The organism is Citrobacter rodentium NBRC 105723 = DSM 16636 (genome assembly GCF_021278985.1).
Lineage (GTDB): Bacteria > Pseudomonadota > Gammaproteobacteria > Enterobacterales > Enterobacteriaceae > Citrobacter_A > Citrobacter_A rodentium.
The window spans coordinates 4,496,770-4,509,557 of the sequence record NZ_CP082833.1 but is presented as its reverse complement, the minus strand read 5'-3'; the positions used below and the strand labels follow the sequence as shown (position 1 = coordinate 4,509,557).

Here is a 12,788-nt window from a genome sequence, read left to right as displayed (position 1 = left end):
CGCGTCAGCTGTGTCGCGTTGCGCTTATCCGGCCTGCAAACAGTTAAGCGTTATCCACTCCTTTCAGCCATTGCCAGAGGCGACCCAGCGTCTCGTAGCCTACGCGATCGCTATGCATCAGCCAGTAAGGAGAGGGGATAGCCCGCTCCCAGGGATTTAACGGCGAATCAATAGCCATTTGATTCGCGGGCGCGGGTAAAGGATGCGTCCCCGCCTGCTGAAAGAAAATCATCGCCCGCGGCAGATGAGACGCCGAGGTAACCAGTAAAAACGGCGTATCGCCGATAGTCTGTTTTACCGCTGCGGCTTCCTCTTCGGTATCTTTCGGCCGATCGAGCACAATGATATCGCTACGCGGCACGCCCAGCGATTCGGCGACCCGCGCGCCAGCCTCCGCGGTGCTCACCGGATTGGTCAGCGCCCTTGCGCCGGTAAAGATCAGCTTCGCGCCCGGATTGGCCCGCCAAAGACGGATTCCCTCGTTGAGACGCGGCAGGCTGTTATTGAGCAGGTTTGAGCTGGGCGCCCACTGTGGATTCCAGGTATAGCCGCCGCCCAGCACCACGATATAGTCGACTTTTTGCGTCGCCTGCCAGGTGGGATAGCGGGTTTCGATCGGGCGCAGCAGGCCGTCGGCCACCGGTTGCAGGCTTAACAGCAGCAGCGCCAGCCAGCTGAGAGCGATCAACCCCTTGCCGGTTTTCTGAAAACGGCTAAACCACAGCAGCGCCAGCCCAACGCCCATGACCAGCAGCAGAAAAGGCAGTGGCAGCAGCAGACCGCCCACCACTTTCTTTAGCGTAAAAAGCATCCTTTTTGGTTCCTTTTTTAACCATACAGCAGAAGAATAATCAGGATATTACACCAGACAGGTTCATTCTCCGCGCGGGTGTGACAAAATAGCCGTTTTGATAAAGCACCCTGAAGCCGTTTGTGGAGAGTCCTATGCGGGATCGCAATTTTGATGACATTGCAGAGAAGTTTTCCCGTAACATTTACGGCACCACCAAAGGGCAGCTTCGACAGGCGATCCTGTGGCAGGATCTCGACCGCCTGCTGGCGACGTTCGGCGCGCAAAAACTGCGGGTGCTGGACGCCGGTGGCGGAGAAGGGCAGACCGCCATCAAAATGGCCGAACGCGGACATCACGTTACGTTATGCGATCTTTCTGGGGAAATGATTGCCCGTGCGCAGCAGGCGGCGGAGGCAAAAGGTGTGAGCGATGACATGCATTTTATACAATGCGCCGCTCAGGACGTTGCTTCGCATTTGGAAAGCCCGGTTGATCTGATATTGTTTCACGCGGTGCTGGAGTGGGTGGCTGAACCGGTCAGCGTATTAGAGACGCTGTGGTCGGTATTGCGTCCCGGTGGCGCGCTGTCGTTAATGTTTTACAATGCCAACGGTCTGTTGATGCACAATATGGTGGCAGGCAATTTCGATTACGTGCAGGCGGGGATGCCAAAGCGCAAGAAGCGTACGCTTTCGCCGGACTACCCCCGAGAACCGGAGCAGGTATATCAGTGGCTGGAACAGATTGGCTGGCAAATTAGCGGCAAAACCGGCGTGCGCGTGTTTCATGACTATCTGCGCGAAAAGCACCAGCAGCGGGACTGTTATGACATGCTGCTTGAACTCGAAACGCGTTATTGCCGTCAGGAACCCTGGATCAGCCTTGGTCGCTATATACATGTCACTGCGCTGAAAAGCTTGTCCCATGAGGCTTTACCCGCAGATGCAAGGATAACCTATGAGTGAATTTTCCCAGACAGTCCCCGAACTGGTTGCCTGGGCCAGAAAAAATGATTTTTCTATCTCGCTGCCGGTAGACAGACTTTCGTTCCTGCTGGCCGTCGCCACGCTGAACGGCGAACGTCTCGACGGCGAGATGAGCGAAGGCGAACTGGTGGATGCGTTTCGCCATGTAAGTGATGCGTTTGAGCAAACCAGCGAAACCATTGGCGTGCGCGCGAACAATGCGATCAACGATATGGTCCGTCAACGTCTGCTGAACCGCTTTACCAGCGAGCAGGCGGAAGGAAACGCCATTTATCGTCTGACGCCGCTCGGCATCGGCATTACCGATTACTACATCCGCCAGCGAGAATTTTCCACCCTGCGCCTGTCGATGCAGCTGTCGATTGTGGCCGGCGAACTGAAGCGCGCGGCGGATGCCGCCGATGAAGGCGGCGACGAGTTCCACTGGCACCGTAACGTCTACGCGCCGTTGAAATATTCGGTGGCGGAAATTTTCGACAGCATCGATCTCACCCAGCGCATTATGGATGAGCAGCAGCAGCAGGTGAAAGACGACATCGCGCAACTGCTGAATAAAGACTGGCGGGCGGCAATCTCCAGCTGCGAACTGCTGCTTTCGGAAACCTCGGGCACCCTGCGCGAATTACAGGACACGCTGGAGGCGGCGGGCGATAAGCTGCAGGCTAACCTGCTGCGCATTCAGGACGCGACGCTGGCCCTTAACGACCTGCATTTTGTCGACCGCCTGGTATTCGACTTGCAGAGTAAGCTGGACCGCATTATCAGTTGGGGGCAGCAATCTATCGATCTGTGGATCGGCTACGACCGTCACGTGCATAAATTTATCCGTACCGCTATCGATATGGATAAAAACCGCGTCTTTGCCCAGCGTCTGCGTCAGTCTGTCCAGACCTACTTTGACGAGCCGTGGGCGCTGACTTACGCCAATGCTGACCGTCTGCTGGATATGCGCGACGAGGAGATGGCGCTGCGCGATGAAGAGGTGACCGGGGAACTTCCGCCGGATTTAGAGTACGAAGAGTTTAACGAGATCCGCGAACAGCTGGCGGCGATCATCGAAGAACAGCTGGCGGTCTACAAAACCAAAGAGACGCCGCTGGATCTCGGCCTCGTGGTGCGCGAGTATCTGGCGCAATATCCGCGCGCGCGTCACTTCGACGTGGCGCGCATTGTTATCGATCAGGCGGTACGTCTTGGCGTAGCGCAAGCAGACTTCACCGGACTGCCAGCCAAATGGCAGCCGATTAATGATTACGGAGCCAAGGTACAGGCGCATGTCATTGACAAATATTGAACAAGTGATGCCGGTTAAGCTGGCGCAGGCGCTGGCGAATCCGTTATTTCCGGCGCTGGACAGCGCCTTACGTTCAGGCCGTCATATCGGTCTGGATGAGCTGGATAATCATGCTTTTTTAATGGATTTTCAGGACTATCTGGAAGAGTTTTACAGCCGCTATAACGTGGAATTGATCCGCGCGCCGGAAGGGTTTTTCTACCTGCGTCCGCGTTCGACAACGCTCATTCCGCGTTCCGTTCTCTCTGAACTGGATATGATGGTCGGTAAAATCCTTTGCTACCTCTATCTCAGCCCTGAGCGGCTGGCGAATGAAGGCATTTTTACCCAGCAGGAGCTGTACGACGAACTACTGACGCTGGCTGATGAAGCCAAACTGTTGAAGCTGGTGAACAACCGTTCAACCGGTTCCGACGTTGACCGTCAGAAGCTGCAGGAAAAAATGCGCTCGTCCCTGAACCGCCTGCGCCGCTTAGGGATGGTGTGGTTTATGGGGCATGACAGCAGCAAATTCCGCATTACGGAGTCGGTGTTCCGCTTTGGCGCGGATGTGCGTACCGGCGACGATCCGCGCGAAGCGCAGCGCCGCCTGATCCGCGATGGCGAGGCGATGGCGGTGGAAAACCACCTGCAGCTCAACGATGAAACCGAAGAGAATCAGCCGGACAGTGGAGAAGAAGAATAATGATTGAACGCGGTAAATTTCGCTCACTTACGCTGATTAACTGGAACGGTTTCTTTGCCCGTACCTTTGACCTTGATGAACTGGTCACCACGCTTTCCGGCGGTAACGGGGCGGGTAAATCGACCACTATGGCGGCGTTTGTTACGGCGCTGATCCCCGATTTGACCCTGCTGCACTTTCGTAACACCACCGAAGCCGGGGCGACCAGCGGTTCGCGCGATAAAGGCCTGCACGGCAAGCTGAAGGCGGGCGTCTGCTATTCAATGCTCGACACGATCAACTCGCGCCATCAGCGGGTGGTGGTGGGCGTGCGTCTGCAACAGGTCGCCGGTCGCGACCGCAAAGTCGACATTAAGCCGTTTGCCATTCAGGGGCTGCCGATGTCGATACAGCCGACGCAGCTGGTGACGGAAACGCTGAACGAACGTCAGGCGCGCGTGCTGACCCTCAACGAGCTGAAAGACAAGCTCGATGAAATGGAAGGCGTACAGTTTAAGCAGTTCAACTCCATTACTGATTACCATTCGCTGATGTTCGACCTCGGCATTATTGCCCGTCGTCTGCGCTCAGCCTCCGATCGCAGCAAATTCTATCGCCTGATTGAAGCCTCGCTGTACGGCGGGATCTCCAGCGCCATCACCCGCTCTCTGCGCGACTACCTGCTGCCGGAAAACAGCGGCGTGCGCAAGGCGTTCCAGGATATGGAAGCGGCGCTGCGCGAAAACCGGATGACGCTGGAGGCCATCCGCGTCACTCAGTCCGATCGCGATCTGTTCAAACACCTCATCAGCGAAGCCACCAACTACGTGGCGGCGGACTACATGCGTCACGCTAACGAGCGACGCATTCATCTGGACAAAGCGCTGGAGCTGCGGCGCGAGCTGTATACTTCGCGCAAACAGCTTGCCGCGGAGCAGTATAAGCACGTCGATATGGCGCGCGAGCTTGCCGAACACAACGGCGCCGAAGGCGATCTTGAAGCCGACTACCAGGCGGCGAGCGATCACCTGAATCTGGTGCAAACTGCGCTGCGTCAGCAGGAAAAAATTGAACGTTACGACGCGGATCTCGACGAACTGCAAATCCGCCTCGAAGAACAAAATGAGGTTGTCGCCGAAGCCATTGAGCGTCAGGAAGAGAATGAAGCGCGCGCCGAAGCCGCCGAACTGGAAGTGGATGAGCTGAAAAGTCAGCTTGCCGACTACCAGCAGGCGCTGGACGTACAGCAGACCCGCGCCATTCAGTACAACCAGGCGATTGCCGCGCTACAACGTGCGAAAGAGCTGTGCCATCTGCCGGACTTAACCGCCGACAGCGCCGCTGAGTGGCTGGAAACCTTCCAGGCCAAAGAGCAGGAAGCCACCGAGAAAATGCTCTCTCTCGAACAGAAAATGAGCGTCGCGCAAACCGCGCACAGCCAGTTCGAGCAGGCGTATCAGCTGGTGGTGGCGATTAACGGCCCGCTGGCGCGTAACGAAGCCTGGGACGTGGCGCGTGAACTGCTGCGCGAAGGCGTCGATCAGCGCCACCTGGCTGAACAGGTTCAGCCGCTGCGGATGCGCCTGAGCGAGCTGGAACAGCGCCTGCGCGAACAGCAGGAAGCCGAGCGTCTGCTGGCGGAGTTCTGCAAGCGGCAGGGTAAACAGTTTGATATTGATGAACTGGAAGCCCTGCACCAGGAGCTGGAGGCGCGCATCGCCTCGCTCTCCGACAGCGTATCCAGTGCCCATGAACAGCGAATGGCGTTGCGTCAGGAACAGGAGCAGCTCCAGTCGCGCATTCAGCATTTAATGAAGCGCGCGCCGGTGTGGCTGGCGGCGCAGAACAGCCTGAGCCAGCTCAGCGAACAGTGCGGCGAAGAGTTCACCTCCAGCCAGGAGGTGACGGAGTATTTGCAGCAGTTGCTGGAGCGCGAGCGTGAAGCGATCGTCGAACGCGACGAAGTGGGCGCGCGTAAAAACGCCGTTGATGAAGAAATTGAACGCTTAAGCCAGCCGGGCGGGGCGGAAGATCAGCGACTTAACGCGCTGGCGGAGCGTTTCGGCGGCGTACTGCTGTCGGAAATTTATGATGACGTCAGCCTTGAGGATGCGCCGTACTTCTCCGCGCTGTATGGGCCGTCGCGCCATGCCATCGTGGTGCCGGATCTGTCGCAGATTGCCGACCAGCTGGAAGGCTTAACGGATTGCCCGGAAGATTTATACCTGATCGAAGGGGATCCGCAGTCTTTTGACGACAGCGTATTCAGCGTTGATGAACTGGAAAAAGCGGTGGTGGTGAAAATCGCCGATCGCCAGTGGCGCTATTCGCGTTTCCCGTCGCTGCCGATCTTTGGTCGCGCGGCGCGTGAAAACCGCATCGAAAGCCTGCATGCCGAGCGTGAAGGGCTGTCCGAGCGTTTCGCCACGCTCTCCTTCGACGTACAGAAAACCCAGCGTCTGCATCAGGCGTTCAGCCGCTTTATTGGTAGCCATCTCTCGGTGGCGTTTGATGCCGACCCGGAAGCGGAAATTCGCCAGCTGAACGCCCGTCGCGTTGAGCTGGAGCGCGCATTAAGCGCGCATGAGAACGATAACCAGCAGCAACGGCTGCAATATGAGCAGGCCAAAGAGGGCGTTTCCGCCCTGAACCGCCTGCTGCCGCGCCTGAATCTGCTGGCGGACGACAGCCTGGCGGATCGCGTGGATGAGATCCGCGAGCGACTGGATGAAGCGCAGGAGGCCGCGCGTTTTGTTCAGCAGCACGGTAACCAGCTGGCCAGGCTGGAGCCCGTCGTGTCGGTGTTGCAGAGCGATCCGGAACAGTTTGAACAGTTGAAAGAGGACTATGCGTATTCGCAGCAGACGCAGCGCGATGCGCGTCAGCAGGCGTTTGCGCTCAGCGAAGTGGTGCAGCGTCGCGCCCACTTTAGCTACTCCGACTCTGCTGAAATGCTCAGCGGCAACAGCGATCTGAACGAAAAACTGCGTCAACGTCTGGAGCAGGCGGAAGCTGAACGAACCCGCGCCCGCGAAGCGCTGCGTGGTCACGCCGCACAGCTGAGCCAGTACAACCAGGTGCTGGCGTCGCTGAAAAGTTCTTACGACACCAAAAAAGAGCTGCTCACCGATCTTCAGCGTGAATTGCAGGATATCGGCGTGCGCGCCGACAGCGGGGCGGAAGAGCGTGCGCGTATGCGCCGTGACGAACTGCATGCGCAGCTCAGCAACAACCGTTCGCGTCGCAATCAGCTTGAGAAAGCGCTTACCTTCTGTGAAGCGGAGATGGACAACCTGACCCGTAAACTGCGCCGTCTGGAGCGTGATTATTTTGAAATGCGCGAGCAGGTGGTAACCGCGAAAGCTGGCTGGTGCGCGGTGATGCGCCTGGTGAAAGACAGCGGCGTTGAGCGTCGTCTGCATCGTCGCGAGCTGGCCTATCTTTCCGGCGATGAACTGCGTTCTATGTCGGATAAGGCGCTCGGCGCGCTGCGTCTGGCGGTGGCGGACAACGAACACCTGCGCGACGTTCTGCGCCTGTCGGAAGATCCAAAACGGCCGGAACGTAAGATTCAGTTCTTTGTCGCGGTTTATCAGCATCTGCGCGAGCGTATCCGTCAGGATATTATTCGCACCGACGATCCGGTGGAAGCGATTGAGCAGATGGAGATTGAACTGGGCCGTCTGACCGAAGAGCTGACCTCCCGTGAACAGAAACTGGCGATCAGCTCGCGCAGCGTGGCGAATATCATTCGCAAAACCATTCAGCGCGAACAGAATCGTATCCGCCAGCTTAACCAGGGGCTACAGAGCGTTTCCTTCGGCCAGGTCAACAGCGTGCGGCTGAACGTCAACGTGCGTGAAACCCACGCCACGCTGCTGGACGTGCTGTCTGAACAGCATGAGCAGCACCAGGATCTGTTCAACAGCAACCGTCTGACCTTCTCGGAAGCGCTGGCGAAGCTGTACCAGCGCCTGAATCCGCAGATCGATATGGGTCAACGCACCCCGCAGACCATCGGCGAGGAGCTGCTGGACTACCGTAACTATCTCGAAATGGAAGTCGAAGTTAACCGTGGTTCCGATGGCTGGCTGCGCGCCGAGTCCGGCGCGCTGTCAACGGGTGAGGCGATCGGTACCGGGATGTCGATTCTGGTAATGGTGGTGCAGAGTTGGGAGGATGAGGCGCGCCGTCTGCGTGGGAAAGATATCTCCCCATGCCGTCTGCTGTTCCTCGACGAAGCTGCTCGTCTCGATGCGCGCTCCATCGCCACGCTGTTTGAACTGTGCGAGCGTTTGCAGATGCAGCTTATCATCGCTGCGCCGGAAAATATCAGTCCGGAAAAGGGCACCACCTATAAGCTGGTGCGTAAAGTGTTCCAGAATACGGAACATGTGCACGTGGTGGGGCTGCGCGGCTTTGCGCCGCAGCCGCCGGAGTCGTTGCCGGGAACGGCTGAAGTATCTTAATCATTTTATTAAATGATAAAAAAACGCAACCCATAAAGGTTGCGTTTTTTATTTTAAATAAAGACAGGCTTAAAACAATTTTCATAAATTCTAAAAACAATAGAATTATCATTTTTCGTGTAAGTTTATTATCAAGATGAATGTGTTTTGCTATTTAAAATGAAATTAAAGGCTTTTTGCTGCTTGTTTATTTGTATGGTTGATGAATTGGTTGAAGAGTAATTAACGCTCCATTGCTTGCTCTGGTTAATGTATAGAGATGTGCTGGCGAATAATATACCATTTAATGGTAATGTTATTTTTCCGGAGCACTCATATGCGTTCGAAAACAAGGAAGTTACTGGCCTGCATACAAATAGTATTACAATTAGCCCCCCCTTCATCATTAATTTATTTGTCCTCTGTATTTAATGCGAATGCAGAGGAGATAACGTCTTCTGCAGAAAAAGAGCAGGGGAACCCTTCGGATCAAAACGCGAGCAGCGTGGCTCAGACGGCCGTTCAGGCGGGGTCGTTGCTCAGCAGTGACAACGCCTCTGATGCCCTCGGCAGTGCGGTGGTGTCTGCGGTAACGGGCAAAGCGGCCTCCAGCGCGCAGGAGTGGCTGAGCCAGTTTGGTACCGCCCGGGTCAATATCAGCACCGACGAACATTTCACCCTCAGTGATTCCGAACTCGATTTACTGGTTCCGTTATATAACGAAAATGAAAACCTGCTTTTCACCCAACTGGGTGGCCGTCGCCACGATGATCGGAATATTGTGAATGGCGGGTTTGGCTATCGCCATTTTAATGACGGCTGGATGTGGGGCACCAATGTTTTTTACGATCGGCAGGTTTCAGGTAATCAGCATCAGCGTCTCGGTCTGGATACTGAACTGAGATGGGATTATCTTAATGTTTCGGCTAACGGCTATTTACGCCTGAGCGACTGGATGTCCTCATCCAGTTATCAGGATTATGACGAGCGAGTGGCTGACGGTTTTGATATTCGTGCAACCGGTTATTTACCGGCGTACCCGCAGTTGGGCGCTAATATTATTTATGAGCAGTACTTTGGCGACAGCGTTGGACTGTTTGGCGATGACGAAGACGATCGCCAGAAGGATCCGTATGCTGTCACCGTCGGACTGAACTATACGCCTGTTCCGCTGGTCACGATGGGTCTGAATCAGAAGATGGGTAAGAGCGGTGAGAATGACACCCAGGTGAACCTGGGCCTGACCTGGACGCCGGGTGTGCCGCTAAGCGCCCAACTCGACCCGTCACAGGTGGCGCTGCGTCGTACGTTGCAGGGCGGCCGCCTGGACCTTGTCGATCGCAACAACAACATCGTGCTGGAGTACCGCAAGCAGGAGCTGATTTCGCTCGCGCTGCCGGCTGAACTGGAAGGGGCGGAGCAGTCGAAACGGCCCGTGACGGCGAAAGTGAAGGCGAAGTATGGCCTTGACCGCATTGAGTGGCAGGGCGACAGCTTCTTCAGTCACGGTGGGAAAATCACCCCGGGCAGCAATCCGGAGCAGGTTGTCATGACGCTGCCGGTATGGGTGGGCAGCGGCAGTAACAGCTACACCCTGAGCGCCACCGCGTGGGATAAAAAGGGCAATGCTTCGGCAGCGGAGCGGGTAAATGTCACGGTGAACGGGATTGACGTCAACACCCTGCTGTCCGCCACGACCGTTTCGCCGACGAAAGTACCGGCAGACGGGAAAACACCTGCCACGGTGAGCGTGACGCTGAAAACCAGTGCGGGTGAAGCGGCAACGGGTCTGGCTTCGCGCCTGACGGCGGCGCTGACCTCTTCGGTCACCGCTGTCGCGAAAACGGAGGGTACAACGCCTGACAAGGCGCCGACGATGGGGGCTTTTACGGAATCCGGCAGCGGCGTTTACATGGCTACGCTGACCAGCGGCACCACGCCGGACACCCTGACCATCCAGCCGCTGATTGATGGCGCCATAAAGCTGGCCTCCGCGAAGCTGATTGAAGAGGCAACGGTGATGATACCGCAGTTGACCACGCTTGACGCCTCCGGCACCAGTGCGCTGGCGAGCGGCAGCGCGCCCGTTACGCTGACGGCGCATGTGACGGACCAGTATGGCAGGGCGCTGAAAGATGCCGTGGTGAACTGGTCTGCCGACAATGCTCAGGCATTGCTGTCCGCGTCGCAGAGCAGTACCGATGAGAGCGGGGCGGCGCAGATCCAGGTGACCAGTCAGAATATCATCACCACGGTGGTGACGGCGCAGCTGCAAGGGGGTAATGCCCTGAGTACGTCGCCGCTGACGTTTACTGCGGACAGGTCTACGGCAAAAGTGGTGACGATAGACAGCAACAAAAAGCAGGTAGTGGCGAACAATAACGATACAGGCAGGGTAACGGCTCTGGTCATGGACGGCTACAGCCATCCGCTTTCCGGAGTGACGGTAAACTGGAAGGTAGAGAAAACGGATAACACGCCGGTCACGACCAGCACTTCGACCACCGACAGCAGCGGTATTGCCGTACTGACGCTGAAAGCATCGAAAACCGGTACCGTCACGGTGAGTGCTGAAGTGAATGGCACCATGCAGGAAACGGATCCCATCACTTTTGTGGCAGACAGCAGCACGCAAAGCGTGAGCGTGCTGATGGCGGATAAACCGCAGGCCACGGCGAACGGAACGGATAAAATTACCTATACCGCGACGGTGACGGACATGCAGGGGAACGTCGTGCAGGGCGCTACGGTCAACTGGTCTGCAGACAGCGCCGATGCGAAGTTGAGCTCCACCCGTACCACCAGCGGCGCTGACGGTACGTCGCAGATTACCGTGACGTCCATTAAGGCGGGCGATGTGGTAGTGACGGCGCAGACCCTCGAAGCGACGGCAACGGCGGCGGATAAGGTAACATTTGTAGCGGATGCCGCGACGGCGAAAGTGAATACCATCACCAGCGATAAGCCGACGGCGCTGGCGAATGGATCGGATGCCATTACCCTCAGCGCCACGATCGCCGATGCGAACGGTAACCCACTGGGCGGCATGGATGTCAACTGGCAGGCGTCACCGACCACCGGAAAACTGTCGGCGAATAGCAGTAAAACGGATGCCAACGGCGTGGCCCGCGTGGCGCTGGCCTCAGACAATGTGGCGACCTACACTGTGGCGGCCAGCATTAACGGGACAGTGAAGTCGATGGAGAATCTGCGTTTTACGGCAGACAGCAGCACCGCGCAAATCACATCCCTGACGGCAGATAAAACCACGGGTATTGTGGCAGATCGGGACACGGTGACTCTCACTGCTCTGGTCGTGGATGCACAACAGCATCCTGTCTCTGGGGTGACAGTCAACTGGACCAGCAGTGAAGCTGCCAGTCGCCTCAGCGTAAATTCGTCAGTGACGGGCGATGATGGTACGGCAACCGTGGCCTTCAGCAGCCTGAAAGCGGGCGCTATCGACGTGACGGCCACTACGGGCGGCAGCAGCAAAATTCAGACGTTACAGGTAATAGGGAACGTGGCGACGGCGAAGGTTACCGGCATCGTCGCGGACAAACCGCAGGCGGTGGCTGATGGCGCCGAAACCATCACCTGGACGGCCACCGTGACGGATGCCAACGGTAATATTCTGACCGGCGCCACCCTGAACTGGAGCAGCAGTCTGAGCGGGGTTACGCTGACGCCAGCAAGCAGCGATACCGATGCAGAGGGTAAAGCGACAATGAAGGGCACCTCGCTGAAGTCGGGCGAAGTGAAGGTGACGGCCACCCCAGTAGTAAACGCCGGAGGTCAGAAGACGGGCGGTGATACGAAGTTTATTGGTGATACGAAAACGGCGAGGCTGATTTCCCTAAGGCCAAATATGATAAACCCTGTTATTAACAGTACAGGGGTGACCTATAACGCAGTTGTGAATGATGCCAACGACAACCCTGTAGAAGGGCTGACTGTCGCCTGGACAACCAACCTGAACACATTGTCAGCACAGGAAACTACGACGGACAGCTCAGGTAACACAGCGGTGAAATTGAAAGGGAGTACTGTCGGGATCGCCACTGTTACTGCGACAGCCAATGGCACAAATCTCAGCAATAATGAGGTTTCATTTGTTGATACTCTATATGTTGACTGGAATATAACAGGAAACAGTTCGAGTTATACCGGTAATGATGCCGTATCGACGACTACAGCATCTGTTGGCTTCGTAGTAATTGGCGAGACTCAGGGGCCCACCTCGTTAATATGGAATAGTCATGTTGGTGCGACTACAAGGTTGACGGTACCAATGACAACCGATAATGGGGAAACTGTTAATGTCATATTTAAGGGGCAACGATCAACTGGCGGATGCGGCAGAGTCGAATTTAACAACGCCATAAGCTGTTATAATTCTGGTACAAGTGCACCGGTTATTAATTTCAGTGCGGATGATAACCCAACCCTCTCTCCAGGACGTTATACTGGCCGCATCACGTTCAAAGGAACGGAATGGCATAATGATAATAATTTACTGGTCTACGACATCACAGTCTCTTTAACCGTACAGTAAACCTCACCCCCGTAGCGATCACGCTGCGGGGCTTTTCTCTTAATGCTT

General features: G+C 56.3%; 6 protein-coding genes. 5 read left to right on the top strand and 1 reads right to left on the bottom strand.

Annotated elements, in window-relative coordinates; all coding sequences use genetic code 11:
* Positions 1-43 precede the first annotated feature (43 nt).
* Positions 44-811, bottom strand: a complete 768-nt coding sequence (gene elyC, locus K7R23_RS21480) for an envelope biogenesis factor ElyC (RefSeq protein WP_012905311.1) — start codon at positions 809-811, stop codon at positions 44-46.
* A gap of 134 nt (positions 812-945) precedes the next feature.
* Between elyC and cmoM the strand changes: the two genes are divergently transcribed.
* The 5 genes from cmoM to K7R23_RS21455 all read left to right on the top strand — a co-directional run bounded on the left by cmoM (position 946) and on the right by K7R23_RS21455 (position 12,740).
* The gene (cmoM, locus tag K7R23_RS21475) at positions 946-1,758 is read left to right on the top strand and encodes a tRNA uridine 5-oxyacetic acid(34) methyltransferase CmoM (RefSeq protein ID WP_012905312.1); all 813 of its coding nucleotides are present in this window, start codon (positions 946-948) and stop codon (positions 1,756-1,758) included.
* Entirely contained in the window at positions 1,751-3,073 is a 1,323-nt protein-coding gene (gene mukF, locus K7R23_RS21470) for a chromosome partition protein MukF (protein WP_012905313.1), read from the top strand. The genes cmoM and mukF overlap by 8 nt, the downstream gene beginning before the upstream one ends.
* The gene (gene mukE / locus K7R23_RS21465) at positions 3,054-3,758 is read left to right on the top strand and encodes a chromosome partition protein MukE (protein ID WP_024132578.1); all 705 of its coding nucleotides are present in this window, start codon (positions 3,054-3,056) and stop codon (positions 3,756-3,758) included. Before mukF ends, mukE begins: the two co-directional genes overlap by 20 nt.
* On the top strand, positions 3,758-8,206 hold the full coding sequence (mukB, locus tag K7R23_RS21460; protein WP_012905315.1) for a chromosome partition protein MukB: 4,449 nt from the start codon (positions 3,758-3,760) through the stop codon (positions 8,204-8,206). The genes mukE and mukB overlap by 1 nt, the downstream gene beginning before the upstream one ends.
* A 484-nt stretch (positions 8,207-8,690) precedes the next feature.
* Complete coding sequence (locus tag K7R23_RS21455; RefSeq protein WP_231851603.1) at positions 8,691-12,740, top strand: Ig-like domain-containing protein; 4,050 nt, start codon at positions 8,691-8,693, stop codon at positions 12,738-12,740.
* Positions 12,741-12,788 lie beyond the last annotated feature (48 nt).

Excerpts from the sequence above, each read along its gene's own strand:
- elyC (WP_012905311.1), bottom strand. The coding sequence starts at position 811 with ATGCTTTTTACGCTAAAGAAAGTGGTGGGCGGTCTGCTGCTGCCACTG.
- cmoM (WP_012905312.1), top strand. The coding sequence starts at position 946 with ATGCGGGATCGCAATTTTGATGACATTGCAGAGAAGTTTTCCCGTAAC.
- mukF (WP_012905313.1), top strand. The coding sequence starts at position 1,751 with ATGAGTGAATTTTCCCAGACAGTCCCCGAACTGGTTGCCTGGGCCAGA.
- mukE (WP_024132578.1), top strand. The coding sequence starts at position 3,054 with ATGTCATTGACAAATATTGAACAAGTGATGCCGGTTAAGCTGGCGCAG.
- mukB (WP_012905315.1), top strand. The coding sequence starts at position 3,758 with ATGATTGAACGCGGTAAATTTCGCTCACTTACGCTGATTAACTGGAAC.